Source organism: Streptomyces mirabilis (genome assembly GCF_018310535.1).
Classification (GTDB): Bacteria; Actinomycetota; Actinomycetes; order Streptomycetales; family Streptomycetaceae; genus Streptomyces.
Map to the genome: position 1 here is coordinate 5309266 of NZ_CP074102.1, position 25895 is coordinate 5335160.

At 70.7% G+C, this 25895-nt stretch carries 26 protein-coding genes; 16 read left to right on the forward strand and 10 right to left on the reverse strand.

From position 1 onward, the window contains the following. Positions 1–67: 67 nt before the first annotated feature. A complete protein-coding gene (locus SMIR_RS23450) occupies positions 68–1645 on the reverse strand; it encodes a PucR family transcriptional regulator (protein ID WP_212727329.1) in 1578 nt (525 codons plus the stop codon). 155 nt (positions 1646–1800) lie between these two features. Here SMIR_RS23450 and SMIR_RS23455 point away from each other — a divergent pair, with 155 nt between their 5' ends. The 3 genes from SMIR_RS23455 to SMIR_RS23465 are packed head-to-tail and all read left to right on the forward strand — an operon-like array spanning position 1801 to position 4502. Then, the gene (locus SMIR_RS23455) at positions 1801–2580 is read left to right on the forward strand and encodes a chorismate synthase (RefSeq protein ID WP_168492054.1); all 780 of its coding nucleotides are present in this window, start codon (positions 1801–1803) and stop codon (positions 2578–2580) included. Continuing rightward, on the forward strand, positions 2577–3698 hold the full coding sequence (gene menC, locus SMIR_RS23460) for an o-succinylbenzoate synthase (RefSeq protein ID WP_168492052.1): 1122 nt from the start codon (positions 2577–2579) through the stop codon (positions 3696–3698). The genes SMIR_RS23455 and menC overlap by 4 nt, the downstream gene beginning before the upstream one ends. 15 nt (positions 3699–3713) lie before the next feature. Beyond that, the gene (locus SMIR_RS23465; protein WP_168492050.1) at positions 3714–4502 is read left to right on the forward strand and encodes a S16 family serine protease; all 789 of its coding nucleotides are present in this window, start codon (positions 3714–3716) and stop codon (positions 4500–4502) included. Positions 4503–4522: 20 nt separating this feature from the next. Here SMIR_RS23465 and SMIR_RS23470 read toward each other — a convergent pair whose 3' ends face one another. The 3 genes from SMIR_RS23470 to SMIR_RS23480 form a co-directional block, all read right to left on the reverse strand. Further along, positions 4523–4711, reverse strand: coding sequence for a hypothetical protein (locus tag SMIR_RS23470; RefSeq protein WP_168492049.1), 189 nt, complete (start codon positions 4709–4711; stop codon positions 4523–4525). Then, positions 4708–5325, reverse strand: coding sequence for an ArsR/SmtB family transcription factor (locus SMIR_RS23475; RefSeq protein WP_168492048.1), 618 nt, complete (start codon positions 5323–5325; stop codon positions 4708–4710). Before SMIR_RS23475 ends, SMIR_RS23470 begins: the two co-directional genes overlap by 4 nt. 375 nt (positions 5326–5700) lie before the next feature. Beyond that, positions 5701–6171, reverse strand: a complete 471-nt coding sequence (locus tag SMIR_RS23480; RefSeq protein ID WP_054229681.1) for an Lrp/AsnC family transcriptional regulator — start codon at positions 6169–6171, stop codon at positions 5701–5703. A gap of 122 nt (positions 6172–6293) precedes the next feature. On the opposite strand from SMIR_RS23480, the gene hppD reads away from it, so the two are divergent. Beyond that, positions 6294–7439, forward strand: a complete 1146-nt coding sequence (gene hppD / locus SMIR_RS23485) for a 4-hydroxyphenylpyruvate dioxygenase (protein WP_101404914.1) — start codon at positions 6294–6296, stop codon at positions 7437–7439. A 104-nt stretch (positions 7440–7543) separates the two neighbouring features. Here the strand turns inward: hppD and SMIR_RS23490 are convergent, their stop codons facing one another. After that, entirely contained in the window at positions 7544–9124 is a 1581-nt protein-coding gene (locus tag SMIR_RS23490; protein ID WP_249938464.1) for a tetratricopeptide repeat protein, read from the reverse strand. 92 nt (positions 9125–9216) lie between these two features. Between SMIR_RS23490 and SMIR_RS23495 the strand changes: the two genes are divergently transcribed. Continuing rightward, positions 9217–10623, forward strand: a complete 1407-nt coding sequence (locus tag SMIR_RS23495) for an FAD-binding oxidoreductase (protein WP_097284911.1) — start codon at positions 9217–9219, stop codon at positions 10621–10623. Between the two features lie 148 nt (positions 10624–10771). On the opposite strand, the gene SMIR_RS23500 is transcribed toward SMIR_RS23495, so the two are convergent. Next, positions 10772–11251 carry an SsgA family sporulation/cell division regulator gene (locus SMIR_RS23500; RefSeq protein ID WP_168492046.1) on the reverse strand — a complete coding sequence of 160 codons (480 nt, stop codon included), beginning with the start codon at positions 11249–11251 and terminating at the stop codon, positions 10772–10774. 255 nt (positions 11252–11506) lie between these two features. Between SMIR_RS23500 and SMIR_RS23505 the strand changes: the two genes are divergently transcribed. Beyond that, positions 11507–13087: an RDD family protein gene (locus SMIR_RS23505; RefSeq protein ID WP_168492045.1), complete on the forward strand. Its 1581-nt coding sequence runs from the start codon at positions 11507–11509 to the stop codon at positions 13085–13087. A gap of 122 nt (positions 13088–13209) precedes the next feature. Beyond that, on the forward strand, positions 13210–13884 hold the full coding sequence (locus tag SMIR_RS23510; RefSeq protein WP_168492043.1) for an RDD family protein: 675 nt from the start codon (positions 13210–13212) through the stop codon (positions 13882–13884). 72 nt (positions 13885–13956) lie between these two features. Here the strand turns inward: SMIR_RS23510 and SMIR_RS23515 are convergent, their stop codons facing one another. Beyond that, entirely contained in the window at positions 13957–14289 is a 333-nt protein-coding gene (locus SMIR_RS23515; protein WP_168492041.1) for a hypothetical protein, read from the reverse strand. 508 nt (positions 14290–14797) lie between these two features. Here SMIR_RS23515 and SMIR_RS23520 point away from each other — a divergent pair. Both SMIR_RS23520 and SMIR_RS23525 read left to right on the forward strand, forming a co-directional pair. Then, a complete protein-coding gene (locus SMIR_RS23520) occupies positions 14798–17143 on the forward strand; it encodes an immune inhibitor A domain-containing protein (protein WP_212727330.1) in 2346 nt (781 codons plus the stop codon). 121 nt (positions 17144–17264) lie between these two features. Further along, positions 17265–17606: a hypothetical protein gene (locus SMIR_RS23525; protein WP_168492037.1), complete on the forward strand. Its 342-nt coding sequence runs from the start codon at positions 17265–17267 to the stop codon at positions 17604–17606. Positions 17607–17646: 40 nt separating this feature from the next. Here the strand turns inward: SMIR_RS23525 and SMIR_RS23530 are convergent, their stop codons facing one another. Beyond that, positions 17647–18231 carry an isochorismatase family protein gene (locus SMIR_RS23530; protein ID WP_101404923.1) on the reverse strand — a complete coding sequence of 195 codons (585 nt, stop codon included), beginning with the start codon at positions 18229–18231 and terminating at the stop codon, positions 17647–17649. A gap of 274 nt (positions 18232–18505) precedes the next feature. Further along, positions 18506–19834: a nicotinate phosphoribosyltransferase gene (locus SMIR_RS23535; protein ID WP_168492035.1), complete on the reverse strand. Its 1329-nt coding sequence runs from the start codon at positions 19832–19834 to the stop codon at positions 18506–18508. Between the two features lie 129 nt (positions 19835–19963). Here SMIR_RS23535 and clpS point away from each other — a divergent pair, with 129 nt between their 5' ends. From clpS to SMIR_RS23565, 7 genes are all read left to right on the forward strand, one after another. Continuing rightward, positions 19964–20281 carry an ATP-dependent Clp protease adapter ClpS gene (gene clpS / locus SMIR_RS23540; RefSeq protein ID WP_054229692.1) on the forward strand — a complete coding sequence of 106 codons (318 nt, stop codon included), beginning with the start codon at positions 19964–19966 and terminating at the stop codon, positions 20279–20281. Between the two features lie 83 nt (positions 20282–20364). Further along, entirely contained in the window at positions 20365–20970 is a 606-nt protein-coding gene (locus SMIR_RS23545) for a DUF2017 domain-containing protein (RefSeq protein ID WP_168492033.1), read from the forward strand. A 353-nt stretch (positions 20971–21323) separates the two neighbouring features. Beyond that, positions 21324–22784 carry an amino acid permease gene (locus SMIR_RS23550; RefSeq protein ID WP_168492030.1) on the forward strand — a complete coding sequence of 487 codons (1461 nt, stop codon included), beginning with the start codon at positions 21324–21326 and terminating at the stop codon, positions 22782–22784. A gap of 153 nt (positions 22785–22937) precedes the next feature. After that, positions 22938–23360 (forward strand): M67 family metallopeptidase, encoded by a 423-nt coding sequence (locus SMIR_RS23555; RefSeq protein ID WP_212727331.1) that lies wholly within the window; start codon positions 22938–22940, stop codon positions 23358–23360. A 101-nt stretch (positions 23361–23461) separates the two neighbouring features. Further along, on the forward strand, positions 23462–23563 hold the full coding sequence (locus SMIR_RS44625; RefSeq protein WP_312638615.1) for a putative leader peptide: 102 nt from the start codon (positions 23462–23464) through the stop codon (positions 23561–23563). A 124-nt stretch (positions 23564–23687) separates the two neighbouring features. Beyond that, on the forward strand, positions 23688–23966 hold the full coding sequence (locus SMIR_RS23560) for a MoaD/ThiS family protein (protein ID WP_054229696.1): 279 nt from the start codon (positions 23688–23690) through the stop codon (positions 23964–23966). A gap of 17 nt (positions 23967–23983) precedes the next feature. Next, positions 23984–24934, forward strand: coding sequence for a PLP-dependent cysteine synthase family protein (locus tag SMIR_RS23565; RefSeq protein ID WP_075029098.1), 951 nt, complete (start codon positions 23984–23986; stop codon positions 24932–24934). A gap of 273 nt (positions 24935–25207) precedes the next feature. On the opposite strand, the gene SMIR_RS23570 is transcribed toward SMIR_RS23565, so the two are convergent. Then, complete coding sequence (locus tag SMIR_RS23570) at positions 25208–25678, reverse strand: type II toxin-antitoxin system PemK/MazF family toxin (RefSeq protein ID WP_168492028.1); 471 nt, start codon at positions 25676–25678, stop codon at positions 25208–25210. Positions 25679–25895 lie beyond the last annotated feature (217 nt).

Sequence of the window (25895 nt, forward strand, 5' to 3'; positions counted from 1 at the left end):
GCTGACGCGGGTGCTGGAGGTCTTCGAGGACGTGGACGTCAACTGACGGCCAGGACCGAAGGGTGGCTCAGTGGCGGCTGCCGAGCCCACCCAGGGTCCTCAGCTGGAGCCACAGCACCAGCCGTTCGTCGGGATCGTCGAGGTCGATGCCGAGCTGCTGCCGGGCCTGCCGGAGGCGGTAGCGGCAGGTGTTGGCGTGCACGGCGAGCAGCCGCGCCGCGCCCGCCATGTCGCAGCCCGCGTCCAGCCAGGCGACGAGGGTGCGGGCGTACTCGGTGCCGTGCTCGGCGTCGTACGCGAGGACCCGTCGCCACCCGCCCGCGCTCAACTCCCGCCGCTCGCCAAGGACTTCGGCAAGCCGCAGCAGGGTGACGCGCGGCCTCACCTCCTCCACGGTCGCCACCGGCAACTCGGGGCCCAGGACCCGTAGGACGAGGTCGGCGTCGTCCCGGGAGGCCCGCACCTCCGCGAGCCCGGAGACCACGTCCCCCAGCCCGGCCCGTACGGGCACCCGCAGCGCCTGCCCGGCCCGCCCCACGATGTCCTCCGCCAGCCCTCTGTGCCGCGCCCCGCCACGCTCCCCGACCGCCGGCAGCAGCGCGTACACGACCCCGTCGACTAGGACGCCCGCGTGCCGCCCGTAGCGCGCCTCGCACTGGAGGCGTACGAGATCCAGGAGCCGTAGCGCGGTCTGTTCGACGTCCGCCGCCGAGACGCTGGAGTCCAGGACGAAGGCGGCCACGCGCACGGGCGCCGGGTTTCCGTCCGGGCCGAGGCCCAGCCCCAAGCGGTGGGCGGCGCCCGCCGGGTCGGCGGTGCCGTCGAGCAGACGGCGCAGCAGGTCGCCGTTCTGGTGGCGGGCCAGCTCCTGCGCGGCGCGGGCCCGCAGCAGGAGCAGCGCCGCCGTGGACGCGCCCTGGGCGAGGGCCTCCTGGGCGTCCGGCGCGAGGCCGCCGTCGTCGACGACCCAGAGCGAGCCGAGGGTCTCGCCGCCGGCCCGGACGGCGACGGCGAGCCGCGGCAGGTTGTCGCTGCCCTCCAGCGCGGGCAGCCGGACCACGCCCTCGGCCGCGAACAGCACCCGGTACTGCTCGGAGTTGGCGGGGCTCCCGGGTACCTGGAGGCCGAGGATGCCCGTGCGGCGGTCCTCGTCGACCGGCTGCCCGGCAACCGTCGAGTAGGCGAGGATCCGCTGCCGCGGGTCCTCGATCGCGGTGGCGCCGCCGACGGCCGCGGCCACCGCGTCGGCCAGCGCGAACAGGTCCCCCAGACCGCTTCCGGCGGCCGAGGGCCGTGCGCCGATCGCGGAGGCGAGCAGCAGATGCACGTGGTGCCAGGCGGCGTCCTCGTCCACGGACAGCAGGGCCACACCCGCCGACTCCGCCTCCGCGAGCGGGCCGTCCGGGCTGCGTACGACCAGCCCGGTCATCCCCGCCTCCGCCGCCGCCCGCGCCAGCGGCCCCGCCGCGGACGCCCTCACCCCGACCGCGAGCAGCAGTGCCCCGGGCGCACGGGTCAGCGGCGCGTGGGCGTCGTACAGCAGCGCCTCGGTGACGGGCACGGTGAGCCCGGCGGGCGCGGTGTGCAGGCGTACGGAGGGGCCGCCGACGACGTCCAGCAGGTCACCGAGGGTGCAGGCGTCCACGCGGCTCCTTCCGGGGAATGGGGATGGGGATGGGGATGACAAGGATGGTCGGCCGGTTTCGGACGGGCGTGGTTGGCCGATCTCATCAGGAACGTACGCGCGTGTTGTCCTGATGTACAACGTGGGCGCCGCCGCGAGCTTCGAGACTCGGTTCCATGACCGAAGTGAGCATCCGTACCGTTCACGACGTCGCCGGGATCGGCGCGGTGGCCGACCTCTTCAGCGACGTCTGGCAGACGCCCCGCAGCAACCCGCCCTATCCGGCGGAGGTGCTGCACAGCCTGGTGCACGCCGGGGGTGCGGTGCATGCCGCGTACGACGGGACACGGCTGGCCGGAGCCGCCGTCGCCGTGTTCGGGGAGCCGGGGCGGCAGGACACGTACTCCCTGGTCGCCGCGGCCGATCGCGGGGTCGGGTACGCCGTGAAGCAGGCCCAGCGCGCCTGGGCCCTGGAGCGCGGCGCCCGCACCATGCGCTGGACCTTCGATCCGCTGGTCGGCCGCAACGCCCGCTTCAACCTGGTCAAGCTGGGGGCCACCGGCACGGAGTACCTGGTCGACTTCTACGGGCCCATGGCGGACGGGGTGAACGACGGGGACGAGAGCGACCGGCTGACCGTGACCTGGGATCTGGCCGCGCCCCGTACGCCCAGTACACCCGGGGAGGCCGGCGACCGTGACGCCGCGCCCGCCACCCACCTCGCCCCCGACGACGCCTTCCTCGCCCGCCGCGACACCTCCGACCGGCACATCTGGTGCCGGGTCCCGGACGACGTCGTCAAGCTGCGCGCCGCCGACCCGGTGCTCGCGCTGCGCTGGCGACACGCCGTCCGCGCGGTCTTCACGGAGGCCTTCGCCGAGGGGTATGTCGCCACGGGGATGTCCCGCGACGGCTGGTACACCCTCACCCGCCCCGCCACGGAAGGCGCCGCATGAAACTCGAACGCGTCGAAGTCGTCCACATCGCGCTGCCCCTCGTCACCCCCTTCCGTACCTCCTTCGGGACCATGACGACGAAGGACACCTTCCTCCTGCACGTCGTCACGGACGCGGCCGAGGGCTGGTCGGAGTTCGCCGCCGACCCCGAGCCGCTGTACTGCTCGGAGTTCGTGGCCGGCGCCGAGATCGTGCTCCGTGACTTCCTGCTGCCGCGCGTGGCCGCCCTCCCGCGTCTCACGGCCGCCGCGCTCGCCCCCGCGACGGCGAAGATCAAGGGGCACGAGCTGGCCAAGGCGGCCCTGGAGACGGCCGTCCTCGACGCCGAGCTGCGCGCGTACGGCATGTCGCTCGCGACCTACCTCGGAGCCGTCCACGACCGCGTGCCCGCCGGGGTGTCGGTCGGCATCAAGGACTCCGTCCCGGCACTCCTCGACGACGTCGAGCGCTACCTTGCCGAGGGGTACGTCCGGATCAAGCTGAAGATCGAACCCGGCTGGGACCTGGAGCCCGTGCGGGCCGTGCGCGAGCGCTTCGGGGACGCGCTGCCGCTCCAGGTGGACGCCAACACGGCGTACTCGCTCGCGGACGCCGAGCACCTGCGCCGGCTCGACGCGTTCGGACTGCTGCTCATCGAGGAGCCGCTGGAGGAGAACAACCTCCACGCGCACGCGCGGCTCCAGCAGCGCATCGCCACCCCCGTGTGCCTCGACGAGTCCCTGCACAGCGCCCGCGACACCGCCTCCGCGATCGCCATGGACGCCTGCCGGGTCGTCAACGTCAAGCCCGCCCGGGTCGGCGGCTACCTGGAGGCGCGCCGCATCCATGACGTCGCTCACGCGCACGGGGTGCCGGTCTGGTGCGGCGGCATGCTGGAGACGGGCATCGGCCGAGCCCCGAACCTGGCCCTGGCGGCCCTGCCGGGCTTCACCCTCCCCGGCGACACCTCCGCCTCCAGCCGCTACTTCGCCGAGGACATCACCGAGCCCTTCGTCCTTCAGGACGGTCATCTGCCGGTGCCGCGCACTCCGGGCATCGGGACCGAGCCGCTGCCGGAGGCGCTGCGCCGCTTCACCACCGCCCGGCGGGACCTGTACGGAGGCCGCGCCGAGCGGTGACGTTAGATTGATCCTGTGCTCTCTCGCCTCACACGCCTCCAGGCCATCGCCGTCTGCGCCGCTCCCGTCGTGGCCCTGCTCGCCACGGCGGCGTTCGCGCCGCTGCCGTTCTCCGTGGCGCAGCCCGGCATGACGGCGAACGTTCTCGGCGAGAACAAGGGCGACCCGGTGATCACGATCAGCGGAGCGCCCACCCGCACGACGAGCGGGCAGCTGCGGATGACGACGATCGAGGCGACCGGGCCGGACGCGAGCGTCAGCCTCGGTGACGTGATCGACGGCTGGTTCCGTACGGACCGGGCCGTGATGCCGCGCGACTCGGTCTACCCGAGCGGGAACTCCGTCAAGGAGATCGAGCAGCACAACGCGGACGAGATGAAGAAGTCCCAGGACACGGCCACCGAGGCGGCGCTGTCCTATCTGCACGAGAAGAACGACGTGAAGGTCACGCTCAAGCTGGCCGACGTCGGCGGGCCCAGCGCCGGACTGCTCTTCACGCTCGGGATCATCGACAAGCTGGACGGCGACGGCAGCGGCGGCGACCTCACGGGAGGTCGCAACGTCGCGGGTACGGGGACGATCGACGCCGACGGCAAGGTCGGCGCGGTCGGCGGGGTCGCCCTGAAGACGCAGGCCGCCCGGCGCGACGGCGCGACGGTCTTCCTGGTCCCGAAGGCGGAGTGCTCGGACGCCAAGTCGGAACTGCCCAAGGGGCTGCGGCTGGTTCCGGTGACCACGCTCAAGGGCGCGGTCGACGCGCTGGTCTCCCTGGAGAAGGGGAAGGGCTCGGTCCCCAGCTGTTAGCGAGCCGCGCTGGTGCGCCGCTAGTGCGCGACGGCGACGCGGGGGGCGGCGGCGAGACGCAGGCCGACCTCCACGAGGGTCCAGCCGAGGCGGGTGCGGAGTTCGCCGGGGCGGCGGGCGGAGGTGGCCAGGCGGTGGGTTTCGGCCTGGGCCCGGAGCTCGGCGGCGCGGGTGTGGTGCAGGGCGAGGTGGGTTTCGGCGTGCGTCATGGGTGCGTCTCCGTTCGGTCCTGCGTGACGGGGAAGGCGTGGGTGTGGATGCGGACCTGCTCCGCGTCGGGGTCGTCCTCGGCGCGGGCGAGGGGCCGGTAGCTTTCGAGCAGGTCGTGCATCTTCTGGATGAGTTCACGGGACTGCGTGGCCGTCAGTCGTAGGGTCCAGTCGCTCATGTCGCTGCCCCGGTACCAGTCCTCGGACCAGTCGTCGCGCGTACCCAGCCACGTCGACAGCTCACGCGTGTGCGTGGTCGCGATCTCATGCAGGTACATGTCGGCCGCTCCGCGCACCACCGGGTCGCCGTCCTTGAGCAGGTTCGCGTCGAAGTACAAGCCCTGGTCGACGGCCTGCCACCAGCGCTCACGGCCCTTGCCCCGCTCGGGTGCGTCCTCGACGAAGCCGTGCGTGGCCAACTGCCGCAGGTGATAGCTGGTAGCCCCGCTGGACTCGCCCAGCCGCTCGGCGAGCATCGACGCGGTGGCGGGCCCCCGCTGCCGCAGCGCGTACAGCAACTGCATGCGCAGGGGGTGGGCGATGCCGCGCAGGGTGCGGGCGTCGAGGGTGCGGACCAGTCGTTCCTCGGGCAGCGGTACCTCGGGCTCTTCCATGCATGCAAAGGTAGCGTTGCAAAGAAGTAGTTGCAAGGATTTCTTTGCAACCACTTCTTTGGAAGGCCCCGCCCCGCCCACCCTCCCTTGACGAATCGTTCCTGGAGGTTGAGCGGGAGTGAGTCCTGTTGCCGGGGTTCATGCTCAGCCGCGCTCCCGGGACGCCCAGGTCCGCCGCACCCTGACCCGTCTGCTGAACTGGGCGAAGTCCTGCGGCGCCAAGGCAATCGCGGTGGGGATGGTCGGTGCTGCCCGAGAGGTTGAAGTCGAAACGGCGCGGATTCCCGAGCGGGTTGTCGTACGGGTCGATGCGCCAGGCCGCGATGTGATCGGCGTGGGTATCCGCACCTATCACGCCACCTCCCCGGCCGTAGGTCAGTGCTCGGTCGCCGCCTGCTCCACCAGCGGGATGATCCGCAGCGGAACGGGGTTCTCCATGACGATCGCCGTGGAGGCCCGGACGATGCCATCAAAACCGACGACCCGGTCGATCACACGTTGGAGATCGGCGTTCGAGCGGGCCACCAGGCGGCAGAGCATGTCGCCGCTGCCGGTGGTCGTGTGCAGCTCCAGCACCTCGGGGACGGTTGCCAAGTGCGCCCGTACGTCTGTGCCTTGTCCCTGCCGGATCTGCAGCGTCGCGAAGGCCGTGACGGGGTAGCCGAGCGCGGCCGGATCCACCTGCGGACCGAATCCCCGGATGACTCCATTCGATTGAAGGCGGTCCAGCCGGGCCTGCACGGTGCCGCGCGCGACCCCGAGCCGCCGGGACATCTCCAGCACGCCGATGCGCGGCTCCTCGGCCAGCAGCACGATGAGTCGGCCGTCCAGGTGATCGATTGCCATGCCGCCCTCCCGGGTGGTCATCATGTACAGAACGCCCGCAGGCATGGGCGTTTTGCTGAGCATATTGTCCAGCTCTCTCGCAAACTATTGCGCACCTTGTGGAACGGAGAGAGTCTGCGGCCATGACGCAGACCACACACCTCACTCCCGACACCGCCCGGCAGGCAGACCCCTTCCCGGTCAAGGGAATGGACGCGGTCGTCTTCGCCGTCGGCAACGCCAAGCAGGCCGCGCACTACTACTCCACGGCCTTCGGCATGCGGCTGGTCGCCTACTCCGGACCGGAGAACGGCAGCCGCGAGACGGCGTCGTACGTCCTCGAGAACGGCTCGGCACGCTTCGTCCTCACCTCCGTCATCAAGCCCGCCACCACCTGGGGCCACTTCCTGGCCGAGCACGTGGCCGCGCACGGCGACGGTGTCGTCGACCTCGCCATCGAGGTCCCGGACGCGCGCGCCGCGTTCGCGTACGCCGTCGAGCACGGCGCCCGCCCGCTCGCCGAGCCCTACGAGCTCAAGGACGAGCACGGCACCGTCGTCCTCGCCGCGATCGCCACCTACGGCGAGACCCGGCACACGCTCGTCGAACGCACCGGCTACGACGGCCCGTACCTCCCCGGGTTCACCGCCGCCGCCCCGATCGTCGAACCGCCCGCCCACCGCACCTTCCAGGCCATCGACCACTGCGTCGGCAACGTCGAACTCGGCCGCATGAACGAATGGGTCGGCTTCTACAACAAGGTCATGGGCTTCACGAACATGAAGGAGTTCGTGGGCGACGACATCGCGACCGAGTACAGCGCGCTGATGTCGAAGGTCGTCGCCGACGGCACGCTCAAGGTCAAGTTCCCGATCAACGAGCCCGCCATCGCCAAGAAGAAGTCCCAGATCGACGAGTACCTGGAGTTCTACGGCGGCGCGGGCGTCCAGCACATCGCGCTGAACACCAACGACATCGTGCAGACCGTACGCACCATGCGTGCGGCCGGGGTCCAGTTCCTGGACACGCCCGACTCGTACTACGACACCCTCGGTGAGTGGGTCGGCGACACCCGGGTGCCCGTCGACACCCTGCGCGAGCTCAAGATCCTCGCCGACCGCGACGAGGACGGCTATCTGCTCCAGATCTTCACCAAGCCGGTCCAGGACCGGCCGACCGTCTTCTTCGAGATCATCGAGCGACACGGCTCGATGGGCTTCGGCAAGGGCAACTTCAAGGCGCTCTTCGAGGCGATCGAGCGGGAGCAGGAGAAGCGCGGCAACCTGTAGGGATCAAACGCGGATATCTGTCATCTGCCATCTGTCCGCGGTCATCTGTCCGCGGTTATCGGGCAGCGGGCAGCGGGCAGGGGGCAGCGGGCATCTGTCATCCGTCAGCGTGACGCCGTGTGCCGCGGCGCCGGCGCCGGTGCCGGCGTCCGCGCCGTTCTGGGTCGACGGGGCGCCCGCGGGGCCGCCGGGTTCGCCGGATTCGCGGCAGTGCCGGGCGGCCCCGCCGCGCCCTCCGGTTCCGTCGGGGTCTCGTCCTTGGGCTCGGGCAGCGGCTCCGCCGGCGGCTCGCCGAGGGCGGCCAGGGCCTGCCGGGCCTGGGGGGCGAGGACGGGGGAGAAGTACGGGTTGATCTGGAGGGACTCCGCGATGTGGCGGCGTGCGGGCGCGAGCAGGCCCAGCTCGCGTTCGATCTGCCCCCGGTGGAAGACGTACAGCGCGCTGCGGACACCGCCGCCCTTCGTCTTGTCCGTCGCCTTCGTCGCGAACTTCAGCGCCTCCTCGTCCTCCTCGGACCGGTGCAACGCCCATCCCAGCGCGTCCGCGACGGCGACACCCGGCTGGCGCTCCCACTCCTCGCGCAGCCGGCGCACCGCGTCCTCCGGATCGCCGTGGTCCGCCTCGAACAGCCCGAGGACCAGTTCGTCGTCGACACCTGCCGCGGCGTCGGTGCGCACCCGCTCCCGCAGCAGGGCGTACTGCCTCTGTGCCGCGTCGCGCTCCCCCAGCGTCTCGTACAGCTCGCCCAGCTCCAGCGCGTACCGCGGATCGGGCTCCTGCGCGAGCGCCGTCTGGTACGCACGCAGCGCCTCCGCGTTGCGCCCGAGCGCCGCCAGCGCACGCCCCTGTCCGGCGAGCGCGCCGTGCTGGTCGGGGTCGTTGCTCAGCGCGGCCTCGTAGTAGCGCAGCGACTCCTCGCGGTCCCCGCGCTCCCAGGCGAGCCGGCCCGACTGCGCCAGCCAGGTCGCCCGCTCGGCCGGAGCGGTGGCGCCCGCCGTCGCGTCCGCGAGGGAGGCCACCGCGTCCTCGCGCCAGCCGCGGTCCCAGTACACCTGGGCGGCCTCGGCCAGCACCGGCGGCCCGTGGTGCAGCCCCTGGAGCTTCTCCAGCGCGCCGCGGCTCGCCGTGTAGTCACCGAGACCGGTGCAGGAGTCGATCAGCAGCGGATACGCCGTCCACCGCTTCGGCGCCAGCTTCAGTGCCTCCTCGGCCCACTTCCGCCCGGTCCGGAAGTCATTGCGGGCGTTGGCGAGCGCGGCCAGCCCCTCCAGCGCCGTCAGGTTCCCCTTCGGCTTCGTCTCCAGTGACGTGCGCAGCGCCTGCTCGGCCTTCGGGAAGTACGCGGGCGTGGCAGTCCGCTGCCCCTGCTCCACGTACGCGGCGCCGAGCACCGCCCACGACCGCTCGTCGCGCGGATGGGTGCGCAGATGGGCTTCGTGGTCGCCGATGAGCGCCACCAGATCGGGCACCCCGGCCCCCACCGCCGTTCCCGCCCGGGTCACCGGACCCGGCGACGGCGGCGGCGCGGTCCGCCGCTCCGAGGGCAGCAGCACCAGCACCCCGCCGAGGACGGCAGACCCCGCGACCAGGCCGATCAGCACGTGCTTGGCGACGGAGGGACGCCGCCCGGAGGGCCCCTGGGGCGCGAGCCCCGTGAGCACCGGCTGTCGCTCTTCGATCTCCATGCGGCTCACTGTGCGTCAATACGAAGACCACATCCCGGCACGCCAAGCCCCGCGCGGATGGGGTTCACACCGATGGCCCCGAGTGCGACGCTGTGATCATGAGCCGTATCGAAGCCCCGCGCGACGAAGTCACCGGCAACCTCGTGGACCGCCTGCTGAGCGGCCTGCCGGCCGAGGCCGTCCTCATCGACCCGGACGTCACGGCCTCCTACGCGAACGACATGGCGAGCTTCTGCGAGGCGGGCACCCCTGCCGTCGTCGTCCTGCCCCGTACCGTCGAACAGGTCCAGCACGTCATGCGGATCGCGACCGAGCTGCGTGTCCCGGTCGTCCCGCAGGGCGCCCGCACCGGCCTGTCCGGCGCCGCCAACGCCTCCGACGGCTGCATCGTGCTGTCGCTGGTGAAGATGGACCGCATCCTCGAGATCAACCCGGTCGACCGGATCGCCGTCGTGGAACCCGGCGTCATCAACGCCACCCTCTCCCGCGCCGTGAACGAACACGGCCTGTACTACCCGCCGGACCCCTCCAGCTGGGAGATGTGCACGATCGGCGGGAACATCGGCACGGCCTCCGGCGGCCTGTGCTGTGTGAAGTACGGGGTGACGGCCGAGTACGTCCTCGGCCTCGACGTGGTGCTGGCCGACGGACGGCTCATGTCCACCGGACGCCGTACGGCGAAGGGGGTCGCCGGGTACGACCTCACCCGCCTCTTCGTCGGCTCCGAGGGCTCGCTCGGCATCGTCGTACGGGCGATCCTGGCGCTCAAGCCGCAGCCGCCCCAGCAGTTGGTGCTGGCGGCGGAGTTCGGATCGGCGCGGGCCGCCTGCGACGCCGTGGTCCGGATCATGGAGGGCGGGCACGTCCCCTCCCTCCTCGAACTCATGGACCGTACGACGGTCAAGGCCGTCAACGACCTGGCCCACATGGGCCTCCCGGAGACGACCGAGGCGCTCCTCCTCGCCGCCTTCGACACCCACGACCCGGCCGCCGACCTCGCCGCCGTCGGCGCCCTGTGCGAGGCCGCGGGCGCGACGCAGGTGGTCCCCGCGGAGGACGCGGCGGAATCCGAACTACTGCTCCAGGCGCGGCGGTTGTCGCTCACCGCGCTCGAAGCGGTCAAGGGCACCACGATGATCGACGACGTGTGCGTGCCACGCTCCCGGCTCGGCGACATGCTCGAAGGCATCGAGCGCGTCGCCGAGAAGTACTCCCTGACCATCGGTGTCTGCGCGCACGCGGGCGACGGCAACACCCACCCCACCGTCTGCTTCGACGCCGACGATCCCGACGAGTCGCGGCGCGCCCGCGAGTCCTTCGACGAGATCATGGCCCTCGGTCTGGAACTCGGCGGCACCATCACCGGCGAACACGGCGTCGGAGTCCTGAAGAAGGAATGGCTGGCCCGCGAGCTCGGACCGGTGGGCGTGGAGATGCAGCGTGGCATCAAGGCCGCCTTCGACCCACTGGGCATCCTGAACCCGGGCAAGGTGCTCTAGAACCCCGCCTCGGCCGTTCCCGCGGGCCGGTCACCCCCGTCACCCCCGTCCCTGCCCTGATGAAGTCGGTCCAGGAGGGCCAGTTCGTCCTCTGACCGAACTGGAGACCCCGGCCTCCACCACCGAACCGGCCCACCGCACGGCGGATTCACTCGCCGTCCGTCGACTCGTCCGACGGCCACGGGTCGCGCAGCCACAGTTCGTCGTGACAGCCCGGGGTCGGGGTCAGCAACTCGGCGAGGCCCTCGTCGATGCCGAGCTGCTCGCCCTCGAAGCCCGGCGGGACCGCCCGCAGGGTGCGCTCCAGCCAGGCGGACATCTGTGCGGTGGGCGCCTCGAGGAGGGCGTCCCCGTCCGGGGAGCTGAGCGCCATCAGGACGACGCTGCGGCCCGCGACCTTCGTCGGCCACACCCGTACGTCGCCGTGCCCGCACGGCCTGAATATCCCTTCGACGAGCAGCTCACGGGCGAAGGTCCAGCCGACGGGATGGTCGGAGCCGATGTGGAAGGTGATGTGGACGGCGTACGGGTCGTCGGAGCGGTAGGTGAGCCGGGCCGGTACGGGGACGCTGCGTTCGGGCGACAGGACGAGATTGAGCTCGAGTTCGCGTTCCACCACGGTGTGCATGTCGATGCGCTTCCTTTCGGGTACGGGGCCCTCAGGGCGGGCCCGTACGAGTGGAGAGCGCGATCACGCGGAACCATTACGCGGGTTCGAAGAAGTTTTTTGGCGGGCGTTCCGAGGCCGTGTTCCGGGCGGCGACCGCTTGTGGCGGAACCTTGCTCGAAAGAGGTGGGTACGGCGGGAGCGCCGCTGACAGGCGCGCCCGTCTGGTAGATGTGGAGCCCCTAAAAACCCCCGAGCAGATACGGGACGACGGACATGAGCGCCCCAACCCCGGCCCCCGGCGACGACCGGCCCCGTGAAGGGTATTACCCGGACCCCTCCATTCCTGGATATGTCCGGTACTGGAACGGTGCCTCCTGGGTACCGGGTACGAGCCGTCCCGCGCCCTCCGACGGCGTACCGCTCACGCCGCCGTCCGGCAACCGGCCCGCGGCCTCCGTTCCCGCGCCCGCTCCGGCCCCCGCCGAGGAGACCGGCCCGCACTTCTTCGACGAGGACCCGCAGCCCGCAGCCGAGCCGCGCCGGGTGAGCCCGGCCGAGGCACAGCACGGCAGCAGGCCCGAGCCCGCGGCCGCGTGGGGCGCCGACCGCTCCCAGCAGTCCGGCTTCGGCAGTGAGCAGGACCGCCGGGTGTCCTGGGGCGCGCCCCCGACGGCCGACCCGCGGCTGGCGCGCGCGGCCGAACCGGGAGACGCGGTCGTCCAGCCGGACGGTGAGTCCGCCCGCGCCGACGGCACGGCGACGATCCCGCCCGCGGACTTGGGCGGCGCCCAACCTCCCGCGTCCGGCGGCACCGTGGTGTTCCGTCGCCCGACGGGTCCGGCCCGGGCCACCGGCGCCGAGGGCGCGTCCGCGGCCCCGGCGAGCGGCGCGCAGTTCCCCGGCACCGGTCACCCCGACGGCGCCGCGGAACCCGCCCCTTCCGAGGGCACCATGATCTTCCGCCCGTCCGCCCCGCGCACGGGGCCGCAGCGCGGGGCGCAGACCGGGGGCACGACTCCGGCCACCGGCGCACCGGGGGCGGACACGCCCGCGGCGGGCGGCCCGGCCGGGGCCGGGGGCGGCTTCGGCGCCGGGCAGGCCGCCCAGGCCGCGGCGGAGGCGGCGGCCCAGTCCGCCGCCGCGCGGCAGCCGGCCACCCCCGCACCCTCCACCCCTCCCGCCCCTTCCGTGCCCCAGCAGTCCACCGGCCCCGCCGCCACGCCTCTCACCAGTGGCCCCGGTGGGGGACAGCCGTCCTGGGCCCAGCAGGTGCACCGGCTCGCGGGTGACCCGGACGCCGACGGGCAGCCCGTCGTGCCGTGGAAGCCGCCGGTGGACGACGTGTTCCAGGCCGCCGCCCGCAGACAGTCCGAGGCGCGCCCGGCGAGCCTCGGCAGGCGGCTGCTGGCCCGGATCGTGGACACCGCGGTCCTGGCGACCGTCACCGCCGTGGCCGCCGTACCGCTGGGCACCAAGGCGATCGACCACATCAACGAGAAGGTCGACGCGGCCAAGCGGTCCGGCCAGACCGTCACGGTGTGGCTGCTCGACGGCACGACCACGGGCTACCTCGGGATCGTCCTGGCCGTCCTGCTCCTCTTCGGCGTCCTCTACGACGCCCTGCCCACCGCCAAGTGGGGCCGCACCCTCGGCAAGAAGGTGTGCGGCATCGAGGTCCGGGACATCGAGGGCCACGAACCGCCGTCCTTCGGGCGGGCCCTGCGCCGCTGGCTCGTCTACGCCGTCCCCGGCGTCCTCGTCATCGGTGCCATCGGCGTCCTGTGGTGCCTGTTCGACAGGCCCTGGCGCCAGTGCTGGCACGACAAGGCGGCCCACACCTTCGTGGCCGCGTAGCCGCCCGTACGCCGTCGCGGTGGCGTAAGCCTCCGCGCGGCGAACGCGGCCGCCGGGAGCCCGGTCCCCCGGACGGCCGCTCGCCGGGTGCGCGGCGGCGGGGTTCGCGGTCGACTCGGGCCATGAGCAGCGAACCGCCGCCCCCGGGCTCAGGCCGGCCACCGGACGAGGATCCGTTCAAGAAGCAGCCCCCGCCTGCTGAGGGCGGCGGCTCCCCCTACGACGGCCCTCCGCCGCCCACACCGCCCCAGGGCTCCCCGTACGACTCCTCGTACGGTGGCCAGTCGCCTCCGTACGGCGGCGACCCGTACGGCCCCGGCGGTCCCTACGGCGGCGACCCGCTGGCCGGCATGCCTCCGCTCGCCGACAGCGGCAAACGCACGGTGGCGAGGATCCTCGACATGATCCTGGTGGGCATCGTGGTGTGGCTGCTGTCCTGGGCGTTCGGGGTCATGGAGTACAACATGAACGCCGACAAGATCGAGTACAGCAAGGGCTTCGGGCAGTCCGTGATCGCCGCGGTGCTCTACACCGGCTACGACACCCTCATGATCAGCAGGTCGGGCCAGACCCTCGGCAAGAAGCTGTTCAACCTGCGCGTGGCCAACCTCGACAACGGCTCCACGCCCTCCGTGCAGACCACGCTGGTCCGCTCGCTGGTGCTGTGGATCCCGTTCGCGTTCTGCTGCGCGTGCATCTGGACCGCGATCGCGGGCGGTTGGAGCTTCTTCGACAAGCCCTACAAGCAGGGCCTGCACGACAAGGCGGCCAAGACGGTGGTGGTCAGCACGGGCTGAACGGGCTGACGTACGCGATCAGCCGCACTCCACGAGGAGACGGCTGACCGGGACAGCGGCGGGTTCGTGGAATCACGGGCCCGCCGGTTCGCGTACGGCGGAGACAGACGCCGACGACACGGCCACGGACATGGACGCGGCGACGGACGCGGTCTCGCGCTGTGCGGGCACCCGCTCCTGAACGGGGGCCGGTGCGGGAGCCGGTACGGCGGCCACGGAGCCGGAACGCACACGCTTCGGCAGCGGAACCGTTACGGCGACGAGCAGTCCGAGAGCGAGTGCCGAGAGGGTGATCACCGCGATCCCCAGGCCCGAACTCGTCTGAGACAGCAGCAGCATGGCGAGGGTGGAGAAGATCACGGTGCAGGAACCGTAGGCGAGCTGTGCGGCGGTCGGACGAGGCATGGCGATTCCTCGGGGTGGGGGTACTCCCCCCGTGCCTCTCGCGATGGGGGAGGATGCGGACAACAACGGGATCGGACGGCGACCGGGACGATCGACAACGGGAGTGGGGCCGCCGATCAGGGTGGGGCTGCGAATCGTGGGACGACAACGGTGTCGACTTGTCAATCCGTTGACATTCCAACGTTCCGCCAATCGACTCTATTCGCCTGCATGCCCGAGTGGAACGTCCGGTAAGCGTGACCTTACCCACGGTGCCGGAGCACGGGGGGCGCACGGAGTCATCGCGTCCACCAAGTGGACGGACGGACGCGCCCGTTGAGAGGGCCGATCACGGTTCGGATAACGAACTGCCGCTCCGCATAATGCAGTTGCCAGGTTCAAGTCAAGATCTGTCTTTTCTTTGGTAACTCCGGTCGAATGTCGTCACTTGACACGCGTATACGCGCGCGGACCTCCATCACCCCGGGATCCCCCCATCCGCGCGAACGGACGCAGGGGAGGACTTCAAGTGACCAGCAGACCATGGACGTTCAGAGCGGCCGCGGTGGGTGTGGCCCTCGCGGCGGCCACCGCCACGTTCTCGACGTTCGCCGTTGCGCAGGCAGATGATGCCGCATCGGCGGCGGCCTCGGCGAGCGCGAACCGCCACGAGCCCCAGCCGGCCGGCAACGAGGCCGAACACGACCTCGACGGCCCGCTCAGCAAGACCCAGGAAGCACAGCGCGAAGAGGCCCTGAACCAGGTCATATCCGGGGACGCGAAGGTCCAGGACCGGAACGGTTCGCAGGTCGTCAAGCTCAAGGGCAAGAACAAGTACGTCGAGCTCGGCCGCGAGAAGACCGACAAGATCTTCACGATCCTGGTCGAGTTCGGCGACCAGGTCGACAGCCGCTACGGCGGCACCGCGGGCCCGCTGCACAACCAGATAGCCGCGCCCGACCGCACCCAGGACAACAGCACGGCCTGGCAGGCGGACTACAACCAGGCGCACTTCCAGGACCTCTACTTCGGCACCGGCAAGAACACCGAGTCGCTGAAGAAGTACTACGAGAAGCAGTCCTCGGGCCGCTACTCGGTCGACGGCGAGGTCACCGACTGGGTCAAGGTCCCCTACAACGAGGCCCGCTACGGCTCCAACAAGGCGTCCACCGGTGCCTGGTACGCGGTCCAGGACGGTGTCACCGCCTGGGTCGCCGACCAGAAGGCGGCCGGCAGGTCCGACGCGGACATCAAGGCGGACCTGGCCAAGTACGACCAGTGGGACCGCTACGACTACGACGGCGACGGCAACTTCAACGAGCCCGACGGCTACATCGACCACTTCCAGATCGTGCACGCCGGTGAGGACGAGTCCGCGGGCGGCGGCGCGCAGGGCGAGGACGCGATCTGGGCGCACCGCTGGTACGCGTTCGGCACTGACGCGGGCGCCACGGGTCCGGCCGGCAACAAGCTCGGCGGCGCCGCGATCGGCGACACCGGCATCTGGGTCGGCGACTACACCATCCAGCCGGAGAACGGCGGACTCGGCGTCTACGCGCACGAGTACGGCCACGACCTCGGTCTGCCGGACGAGTACGACACCACCAACTCGGCCGAGAACTCCACGGGCTTCTGGACCCTGATGTCCTCCGGTTCCTGGCTCGGCACCGGCAAGAACGCCATCGGTGACCTGCCCGGCGACATGAACGCCTGGGACAAGCTGCAGCTCGGCTGGCTGAACTACGACACGGCCAAGGCCGCGACGAAGTCGAAGCACAAGCTGGGTGTCGCCGAGTACAACACCAAGAACAAGCAGGCCCTCGTGGTCTCACTGCCGGACAAGGCGGTGACCACGCAGATCGTCACCCCGGCGCAGGGCTCGACCCAGTGGTGGAGCGGCAGCGGCAACGACCTCAAGAACACGCTGACGCGTTCCGTCGACCTCACCGGCAAGTCGTCGGCCGCCCTCACGCTCGACGGCTGGTACGACATCGAGGCCGACTACGACTACCTGTACACCGAGGTCTCGACCGACGGCGGCGCCAACTGGACCGCGATCGACGGCACGGTGGACGGGCAGCCGATCCCGCGCGACGGCAGCGGCAAGCCCGCGCTGACCGGCACGGTGGACGCGTACAAGAAGCTGTCGTTCCCGCTCGACGCCTACGCGGGCCAGAAGATCGACCTGCGTTTCCGCTACCAGAGCGACGGTGGCGTGGCGCTGAAGGGCTTCGCGGCCGACGAGATCGCCGTGACCGCGGACGGTTCGGCGCTCTTCTCGGACAACGCCGAGACCGCGGACGCCGCGTGGACCGCCGCCGGCTTCTCCCGCGTCGGCGCGTCCTTCACCGACGACTACCCGCAGTACTACATCGCGGAGAACCGTCAGTACGTCTCGTACGACAAGACCCTCAAGACCGGTCCGTACAACTTCGGCTTCTCGACGACGCGTCCGTCCTGGGTGGAGCACTACCCGTACCAGAACGGCCTGTTGATCTGGAAGTGGGACACCTCGCAGAAGGACAACAACGTCAGCGCGCACGCGGGCTACGGGCAGATCCTGCCGGTCGACTCGCACTCCACCGCGCTGAAGTGGTCCGACGGCACGCTGATGCGCAGCCGGATCCAGTCGTACGACTCGCCGTTCAGCCTGTACCGCACGGACGGTCTGACGCTGCACAACGCGGACGTGGCGACGAAGATCCCGTCGAAGCCGGGGGTGCCGGTCTTCAACGACCACACCAGCACCTACTACGACACGACGGCCCCGACCGCGGGTGTCAAGATCACTGACACCAACACCAAGATCAAGATCGCCAAGGAGGCCCGCGACGGGTCGACGATCTCGCTCGAAGTGGGCCCCGCGGTGAAGTAACCGGTATTTCCGCAGGTCAGAAGCGTATCGGCGGCGACCCCCTGGCGGGTTGCCGCCGATCGTGTTTAGGTGCGTCCTGTGGATTTCTTATTGACACCGGTGCGCACGGGGGTGTGACTGCATGGCCGCAGGAGGTTTCTGCAAGCTGCCGAACGGCAGCGTGGTGGTGGCGCTGAACCTGCCCAGCCCGGCGGGCCCGGGGCCCGGCTGCGTGCGCTTTCTGGTCCTGGCCCAGAACCGCGCCCGCGCCCTGACGCGCCTGCGCAACCTCGGCCTGCGCGCGGTCTACCTCCGGGGGAACGCGGCCCCGCCCACCCCGGACGAGATCACCGCCGTCCTGCACCACCCCGACGGCCTCATATGGCGCACCACCCCTGACAGCGGCGTCCAGGGCCCCGACCTCACCCAGGAACTGTGGCGCCCGTTCAAATCCCTCCTGAGACGCCCGGCGGCACCGGCGTAGGGCCCCGTGCCGCCTTTCGGACCACGGGTTGGACCACGGGTCAGACCACGGGCTTGCCCGTGAGCTCCACCCCGGCCGCCCGTAGCTCCTCCAGCGCCCGGTCCGTGGTCTCCTCGGAGACTCCGGCCGTGAGGTCCAGGAGAACCTGGGTGCGGAAGCCGCCCCGGACCGAGTCCAGGGCGGTGGCGCGGACACAGTGGTCGGTGGCGATGCCGACCACGTCCACCTCGTCGATCTCGCGGGCACGCAGCCAGTCACCCAGCGCGACCCCGTTCTCGTCGGCGCCCTCGAAGCCGCTGTACGCCGCCGCGTACGCGCCCTTGTCGAAGACGGCGTCCACCGCGCCGGAGGCGACCGCCGGAGCGAAGTTCGGATGGAACCCGACCCCCTCCGTGCCGGCCACGCAGTGCGCCGGCCAGGAGTGGACGAAGTCGGGGTTGTCGGCGAAGTGGCCACCGGGAGCGATGTGGAGGTCACGCGTGGCGACGACATGCCGGTAGCCGGCGGGCGCCTGCCCGATCAGCTCCGTGATGGCGGCGGCCACATCGGCGCCTCCGGCCACCGCGAGGCTGCCTCCCTCGCAGAAGTCGTTCTGCACGTCTACGACGATCAAGGCGCGGCGCATGGTCGGTGTCCTTCGACTGTGTCGACTATGGGGTCGGTGAATGTGGCAGGGGGTGTGCGGGACCGGCCTGTGGAGCCGAGCCTAGAGACTTCACGTGCGGCGCGGGAGGGGGCATTCGGTTACGGCCTGCGGCGGCGGCCGGTGCGGTGTGCGTGTTGCCGTTGCATTCCCGCTGACCGCCCGTTCATTCGTGTTTGCCCAAGGGTGGCCGGAGCCGGCCGGAGCGCCGCCCGCGCGCGCTCCGGCGCACCCCGCGCACACCGCAGGGGCCGTGTCAGATGTATTCCGTCGGAATGACCGGTTCCCCGCGCGAGAGCTGTGTCGCCGACAGCGGCAGGTTGGCGCGGGAGACCGCGTGCCGGTCGCGTACGACGTCGAGGAGCTCGCGGGAGAGGACCTGCCCGCCCTTGACGAGCTCCACCAGCAACTGTCGGTCGGCGAGCCCCACGGGGACCGCCCCGGTGCCGATCACCTCGGCCTCGGCGACCCCCCGCTCGTCGAGCCGGCGCGCGGCCCACTTGCGCCCGCCGATCGAGGTCTTGCCGCCGGTGGACTTCTTGGCCACGGGCACCAGCGGAGCCTTCGGGTCCGCCGACTCGGCGCGGGCGACCAGCTTGTAGACCATCGAGCAGGTGGGATGGCCGGAACCCGTCACCAACTGCGTACCGACCCCGTACGCGTCGACGGGTGCCGCCGCCATCGAGGCGATCGCGTACTCGTCCAGGTCCGAGGTCACGATGATCCGCGTGTCCGTCGCGCCCAGCTCGTCCAGCTGCTGTCGCACCCGGTGCGCGACCAGCAGCAGGTCCCCGGAGTCGATCCGTACGGCCCCGAGCTCCGGCCCGGCGACGTCGACCGCCATCCGTACCGCCTCCGCGACGTCGTACGTGTCCACGAGCAGCGTCGTCCCCCGGCCCAGCGAGTTCACCTGGGCCTGGAAGGCGTCCCGCTCGCGGTCGTGGAGCAGGGTGAAGGCGTGCGCGGAGGTGCCGACGGTCGGGATGCCGTAGCGGAATCCGGCGGCCAGGTCGGAGGTGGTCGTGAAGCCGCCGATGTACGCGGCCCGCGCCGCCGCCACCGCGGCCAGTTCATGCGTCCGCCGGGCGCCCATCTCCATCAGCGGCCGGCCCCCGGCGGCCGAGGCCATCCGGGAGGCGGCGGCCGCGATGGCCGAGTCGTGGTTGAGGATGGAGAGGATCACCGTCTCCAGGAGCACGCACTCCGCGAAGGACCCCTCGACCCGAAGGATCGGCGAGCCCGGGAAGTACACCTCGCCCTCGGGATAGCCCCAGATGTCCCCGCCGAAGCGGTACGAGGCGAGCCACTCCAGGGTCGGCTCGTCCACGATGGCGTTCTCGCGCAGGAAGCCGAGGACGTCGGCGTCGAAGCGGAAGTTCTCGACGGCGTCGAGAACCCGCCCGGTGCCCGCCACGACGCCGTAGCGCCGCCCCTCCGGCAGCCGCCGCGTGAAGACCTCGAAGACCGAGCGTCGCTCGGCGGTCCCCGCGGCCAGTGCGGCCTGCACCATCGTCAGCTCGTACTGGTCCGTGAAGAGCGCCGTCGAGGGAACGTCCACCGGCAGCCCAAGGTCCGCTGTGTTCATAAGGCTGGATGGTACCCCCATCTCGTCACTCTGACGATTTATGGGGGCCGTTGTATTCCGGTTGTATCCCGTTGTATCCCGTTGTATTCCGGGGGTCCGTTTGTGCGGGCCCCCCCCTCTGGTGGCAGCATGGGCCGTGTGACCGCTCCCGCACCCCTAGAGATCGAAAAGACCGAGTCGGCGGAGGAGGTCTTCGCCGTACCCGAGCCCGACGTCCCCTGGGTCACCATCGTGCACAACGACCCGGTCAACCTCATGAGCTATGTGACGTATGTCTTCCAGACGTACTTCGGCTACACCAAGGACAAGGCCACCAAGCTCATGCTCGACGTCCATCACAAGGGCCGGGCGGTCGTCTCCAGCGGCACGCGCGAGGAGATGGAGCGCGACGTACAGGCCATGCACGGCTACGGTCTGTGGGCCACCCTTCAGCAGGACCGGAAGTAGCGGGACCGGAAGCCGTCGGACCGGCAGCAGCCCGAGCCCTCCCTGTAAACCGCGAGCAGGACCGGAAGTAGCGAACTCATTCCATGCCAGGACACTTCGAACCGCTCCCCGGCGGCGGCGCGGCCGTCGCGCTCGACGAGGTCGAGATCTCCATCATCCGCTCCCTCGCCGTACAGCTCCTGGAGCTCATCGGTCCCGGCCCCGCGGAGAACGCCCCCGACGACCCGCTCGCCGAACTGTTCGCGGAGGGTCCCAGCGAACCGCCCTCCGACCCCGTGCTCCAGCGCCTCTTCCCGGACGCCTACGGCGGCCCCGACGTCGAGGCGGCCTCGCCGGAACAGGCGGAGGAGCAGCGTGCGTACTCCTCCGAGTTCCGCCGCTTCACCGAGAACGACCTGCGCGCCGGCAAGCGCGAGAACGCCCTTGCGGTGATCCGCTCGCTGGACGCCCTCACCACGGCGGGCGACGGCGGCGCGGTCCTCAAGCTCTCCCCCGAAGAGTCCGAGCAGTGGCTGCGCGCCCTCAACGACCTGCGCCTGGCGATCGGCGCCCGGCTCGACGTCGTCGACGAGGAGGACACCGACCTCCTCTACCGCCTCCCGGACGAGGACCCGCGCAAGCCGATGGTGATGGCGTACCTGTGGCTGGGCGGTCTCCAGGAGACGCTCGTCGAGACGCTGATGCACTGATCGGGCGCCGAGATGCCCTGACCAGGGGTTGGTTCAGGGTTCAATCGGTGTTCGCTCAGAGGACGCTCAGATCCGGATAACGATCCCGTCACCGTCCTGGCCTGGTATGCACACCTGAGTGCTGTTTGTCCGCTTCTCCCTGTGGCATGCCTTACAGCACCCGCAGGCTGCCCATGTTGCGGCCGTGATAAATCTTCACGACCGCCCGACAGGACACCACCCATGTCCGGTCGGGTGCGCCACCGAGCCGGCGACCGCCGGCCAGGCACAGCTCCATCACATCCGGGGGGATCGGAACCCGATCCGAAGCCAGAGGACTGGCTCGGACCGGCATGGAGAAAGGCGCACCACACATGACCTCGTCGCAGGTCGACAAGACCGACGAGCCGCGTGCCGGCAGTGAGGCCGTGGGCGGCGACGCCCCCGAAGAGGGGTACGAGCGCGGGCTCGGCAGTCGCCAGGTCCAGATGATCGCGATCGGCGGCGCCATCGGCGTCGGCCTCTTCCTGGGCGCCGGGGCGAACATCGCCAAGGCGGGGCCCAGCCTCATCTTCATGTACGCCCTCGCAGGCGTGATCATCTTCTTCATCATGCGGGCGCTCGGCGAGCTGCTCCTGTACCGCCCGGTCTCGGGCTCCTTCGCGGAGTACTCCCGCGAGTTCCTCGGCCCGTTCTTCGGCTACTTCACCGGCTGGACGTACTGGCTGATGTGGGTGGTCACCGGCATGGCGGAACTCACCGCCGCCGCGATCTACGTCCACTACTGGTTCCCGTCCATCCCCCAATGGGTGACGGCGCTGGTCTTCCTGATCGTCCTCTTCGTGGCGAACCTGATCTCGGTGAAGCTCTTCGGAGAGATCGAGTTCTGGTTCTCGATGGTCAAGGTCACCGCCCTGATCGGCATGATCGTGATCGGCCTCGGCGTCCTCACCTTCGGCTTCAGCTCGGCCGGTGACACGGCCTCCGTCGCCAACCTCTGGCAGTTCGACGGCTTCTTCCCCAAGGGCATCGGCTCGTCCCTGATGACCCTCCAGGGCGTCATGTTCGCCTACCTCGCCGTCGAGCTCGTCGGTGTCACGGCCGGCGAGTCCGAGGACCCGGAGAAGACCCTCCCCAAGGCGATCAACACCCTCCCGTGGCGCATCGCGCTCTTCTACGTCGGCGCGCTCACGGTCATCCTCTGCGTCGTGAAGTGGACGGAGTTCGCCCCGGGCGTCAGCCCCTTCGTCGAGGCCTTCGCGAAGATCGGCATCCCGGCCGGCGCCGGCATCGTCAACTTCGTGGTCCTGACCGCCGCCCTGTCCTCCTGCAACTCCGGCATGTACTCCACGGGCCGCATGCTGCGCACCCTGGCGGACAACGGCGAGGCCCCCAAGGTCTTCAGCAGGCTCTCCTCGACCAAGACCCCGGCGATCGGCATCACCGTCTCCATGCTCTTCATGGGCATCGGCGTGATCCTGAACTACATCGTCCCGGAGAAGGCCTTCGGCTACGTCACCTCCGTGGCCACCGCCGCCGGCATCTGGACCTGGCTGATGATCCTGGTCAGCCACATCCTCTACCGCCGCGCGGTCGACGCCGGACGCCTGCCCGCCTCCTCCTTCCCGGCCCCGGGCGGAGCGAAGTGCAGCTGGATCGCGGTCGTCTTCCTGCTCTTCGTCACAGGCCTCATCGCCTACGACGCCGACTCCCGCGTCTGCCTGTACGTGATGGCCGGCTGGGCCGCGGCCCTGGCCATCGGCTGGTGGGTGCTCAAGGCACGCAACCCCCAGGTCACCGAGCGCCGCGAGCCGGCGTTCGAGAAGGTCGGCTGACCTCCCCGGTTCAGCATGGCCGACCCTCCCGGTTCAGCATGTGGGCCGCTCCGTACCACCCCTCGGTACGGAGCGGCCCACCCGTCGCCCGCCGCCACCCTGCCTGACGCGCTGCGCGCGGCCCCTTTTGATTTCCTGCTTATCCTGACCGACATGCTGACCATCACCCAGGCCCTCGTCGACCAGATCGTCGCGCACGCGCGCCAGGACCACCCCGACGAGGCATGCGGCGTCGTCGCGGGCCCGGCCGGCTCGGGCCGCCCCGAGCGCTTCATCCCGATGCTCAACGCCGCCCGCTCGCCCACGTTCTACGAATTCGACTCCGGCGACCTGCTGAAGCTGTACCGCGAGATGGACGACCGCGACGAGGAGCCGGTGATCATCTACCACTCCCACACGGCGACCGAGGCGTACCCCTCCCGCACCGACATCTCGTACGCCAACGAGCCCGTCGCGCACTACGTCCTCGTCTCCACGGCGGACGCGGACGACGCGGGTCCGTTCCAGTTCCGCTCGTACCGGATCGTCGAGGGAGAGGTGACGGAGGAGGAGGTCACGGTCGTGGACGCGTACTGATCCCGCCCTGACTCCGCCCCGATCCCGAACTTCGGGCAGAATTCATCCACCATCTGAGATCACACTCCGGGACCCGGACGGGGAATCGATACGATGAACCCATGGTTTCCCAGGACGTGAGCGACAAGACGCCGGGCATGCTGCTCGTGGCGCGGCTGCACGTCGACCTGTGCAGGCTGCAGAGCGCCATCTGTACGCGCTGAACCCTGCCGCCGTACGGCCGTGAGCCACGGCTCCGCGGGGCCGCAATCGGCGTCCCGCCCTGCTGTTTCCGCGCTGCCGCGCGCCCACCGACCTGACTTTTCCTTCCGACAGGAGCCCGCAACCATGGCCATCGAGGTCCGCATCCCCACCATCCTCCGCACCTACACCGGCGGCGAGAAGGCCGTCGAGGGCGGCGGCGCGACCCTCGCCGAGCTCTTCGCCGACCTCGAGACCCGGCACGCGGGCATCCAGGCCCGGATCGTCGACGACGGCCAGCTGCGCCGCTTCGTCAACGTGTACCTGAACGACGAGGACGTCCGCTTTCTCGACGGCATCAACACCAAGCTCACCGACGGCGACAACGTGACGATCCTGCCGGCCGTGGCCGGCGGCATGGTCTGATCGGCTGCTGATCGCTGATGCGCTACGACTCCCCGCTCGCCGCGGTGGGCAACACCCCTCTGGTGCGCCTGCCACGGCTTTCGCCGTCCGCCGACGTCCGGATCTGGGCGAAGCTGGAGGACCGCAACCCGACGGGTTCGGTCAAGGACCGCCCGGCCCTCCACATGGTCGAACAGGCGGAGAAGGACGGCCGGTTGACGCCGGGCTGCACGATCCTGGAGCCGACGAGCGGGAACACCGGCATCTCGCTGGCCATGGCGGCGAAGCTCAAGGGCTACCGCATGGTGTGCGTGATGCCGGAGAACACCTCTCAGGAGCGGCGGGACCTGCTGGCCATGTGGGGCGCGGAGATCATCTCCAGCCCCGCGGCCGGCGGTTCCAACACCGCCGTGCGCGTCGCGAAGGAACTGTCGGCCGAGCACCCCGACTGGGTGATGCTCTACCAGTACGGGAACCCCGACAACGCGGGCGCCCACTACGCGACGACGGGCCCCGAAATCCTGGCGGACCTCCCCTCCATCACGCACTTCGTCGCTGGCCTCGGCACGACGGGCACCCTGATGGGCGTCGGCCGCTACCTCCGGGAGAACAAGCCGGACGTGAAGATCGTCGCCGCGGAGCCGCGCTACGACGACCTGGTGTACGGCCTGCGCAACCTGGACGAGGGGTTCGTCCCCGAGCTGTACGACGCGTCGGTCCTCACCTCCCGCTTCTCGGTCGGCTCCGCCGACGCGGTCACCCGCACCCGTGAGCTCCTCCAGCAGGAGGGCATCTTCGCGGGTGTCTCCACCGGGGCCGCGCTGCACGCCGCGATCGGTGTCGGCAAGAAGGCGCTCGCCGCCGGTGAGTCCGCCGACATCGTCTTCGTCGTCGCCGACGGCGGCTGGAAGTACCTGTCGACGGGCGTCTACACCGCCGCGACCACAGAAGAAGCCATCGAAACCCTCCAGGGTCAGCTCTGGGCGTAGGCCGCACGGGCGGCGGCCAGGATGTTCCCCGCCCCCGCCGCCCCGGCCCGTCCCATCCTCAACTTGAGGGCTCCGCCCCCAAACCCCCGATCGGCCTGAACGGCCTCGTCCTCAAGCGCCGGACGGGCTGAAAGATGCGCGCCGGCGCTCTTGAGGGGCGCGGGGAACTGCGCGACCAGCCCCCACTCACCCGCAGCCGAAAGACCGCCTCACGGGGCCTGGGGCGGAGCCCAGGGGATGGGACGGGCAGGGGCGGCGGGGCGAGAGACGGCCTCAGCCGGCCAGGTAGCGGACCTGGTCCCAGAGCACCGGATCCACCACCCCCACCCGCCGTCGGAACTCCCACAAGGGCACCTCGCGCAGCTCATCCGTCTCCAGGAAGCTCGCCCGCCCGTGCGCATCGCCGACGGCACCCGGCGGCAGCGGAATCACCCCGGCCCGCTCGTCGTGGTACTTGCTCGTGATCTTCGCGACGGTCACCCGTTCGCCCCGCACGGCCAGCACCAGACACGGCCGGTCCTTCTCCCCGGGCCCGTCCTCGTACGGAACCTTCGCCCACCAGATCTCCGCCGGCCGCGGCCGAGGTATCCGCGGCCGTTCCCGCCGCCCGGGCGGCCGCGTCCGACCGGCGGCCCGGTCTCCTCGGCGCCCACGGCGTCCACGGCGCCCCCAGCCGTCCACCAGCGTCGCGACCAGCGCGAGCAGCACCACGGCCGCCAACGCGAGCCACCAGGACGTGTCCATACCAAAGAAGGTACCGGCGCGCACTCCGCCCCGCCCCCTGCCCGCGGCACCCAGGCATCCGACCTCCGGTCGACCATCCATCCGAACCGGTGACACCACAGGTGAGTTCGCCCACAACAGCCCCTGGTGGAGGAGCGACCCGCCCTTTTGCGCCTTACGCTCGACGGACCGCACGACCCCCGTTCCCGTATCTGCATCCGAGTACCTGCACCCCGCA

Bases quoted from the DNA above. Each gene is read 5' to 3' on its own strand.
- SMIR_RS23455 (WP_168492054.1), top strand. From the start codon at position 1,801: ATGACCGAAGTGAGCATCCGTACCGTTCACGACGTCGCCGGGATCGGC.
- menC (WP_168492052.1), top strand. From the start codon at position 2,577: ATGAAACTCGAACGCGTCGAAGTCGTCCACATCGCGCTGCCCCTCGTC.
- SMIR_RS23470 (WP_168492049.1), bottom strand. From the start codon at position 4,711: ATGACGCACGCCGAAACCCACCTCGCCCTGCACCACACCCGCGCCGCC.
- SMIR_RS23475 (WP_168492048.1), bottom strand. From the start codon at position 5,325: ATGGAAGAGCCCGAGGTACCGCTGCCCGAGGAACGACTGGTCCGCACC.
- SMIR_RS23480 (WP_054229681.1), bottom strand. From the start codon at position 6,171: ATGGCAATCGATCACCTGGACGGCCGACTCATCGTGCTGCTGGCCGAG.
- hppD (WP_101404914.1), top strand. From the start codon at position 6,294: ATGACGCAGACCACACACCTCACTCCCGACACCGCCCGGCAGGCAGAC.
- SMIR_RS23490 (WP_249938464.1), bottom strand. From the start codon at position 9,124: ATGGAGATCGAAGAGCGACAGCCGGTGCTCACGGGGCTCGCGCCCCAG.
- SMIR_RS23500 (WP_168492046.1), bottom strand. From the start codon at position 11,251: ATGCACACCGTGGTGGAACGCGAACTCGAGCTCAATCTCGTCCTGTCG.
- SMIR_RS23505 (WP_168492045.1), top strand. From the start codon at position 11,507: ATGAGCGCCCCAACCCCGGCCCCCGGCGACGACCGGCCCCGTGAAGGG.
- SMIR_RS23510 (WP_168492043.1), top strand. From the start codon at position 13,210: ATGAGCAGCGAACCGCCGCCCCCGGGCTCAGGCCGGCCACCGGACGAG.
- SMIR_RS23515 (WP_168492041.1), bottom strand. From the start codon at position 14,289: ATGCCTCGTCCGACCGCCGCACAGCTCGCCTACGGTTCCTGCACCGTG.
- SMIR_RS23525 (WP_168492037.1), top strand. From the start codon at position 17,265: ATGGCCGCAGGAGGTTTCTGCAAGCTGCCGAACGGCAGCGTGGTGGTG.
- SMIR_RS23530 (WP_101404923.1), bottom strand. From the start codon at position 18,231: ATGCGCCGCGCCTTGATCGTCGTAGACGTGCAGAACGACTTCTGCGAG.
- SMIR_RS23535 (WP_168492035.1), bottom strand. From the start codon at position 19,834: ATGAACACAGCGGACCTTGGGCTGCCGGTGGACGTTCCCTCGACGGCG.
- clpS (WP_054229692.1), top strand. From the start codon at position 19,964: ATGGGCCGTGTGACCGCTCCCGCACCCCTAGAGATCGAAAAGACCGAG.
- SMIR_RS23545 (WP_168492033.1), top strand. From the start codon at position 20,365: ATGCCAGGACACTTCGAACCGCTCCCCGGCGGCGGCGCGGCCGTCGCG.
- SMIR_RS23550 (WP_168492030.1), top strand. From the start codon at position 21,324: ATGACCTCGTCGCAGGTCGACAAGACCGACGAGCCGCGTGCCGGCAGT.
- SMIR_RS23555 (WP_212727331.1), top strand. From the start codon at position 22,938: ATGCTGACCATCACCCAGGCCCTCGTCGACCAGATCGTCGCGCACGCG.
- SMIR_RS44625 (WP_312638615.1), top strand. From the start codon at position 23,462: ATGGTTTCCCAGGACGTGAGCGACAAGACGCCGGGCATGCTGCTCGTG.
- SMIR_RS23560 (WP_054229696.1), top strand. From the start codon at position 23,688: ATGGCCATCGAGGTCCGCATCCCCACCATCCTCCGCACCTACACCGGC.
- SMIR_RS23565 (WP_075029098.1), top strand. From the start codon at position 23,984: ATGCGCTACGACTCCCCGCTCGCCGCGGTGGGCAACACCCCTCTGGTG.
- SMIR_RS23570 (WP_168492028.1), bottom strand. From the start codon at position 25,678: ATGGACACGTCCTGGTGGCTCGCGTTGGCGGCCGTGGTGCTGCTCGCG.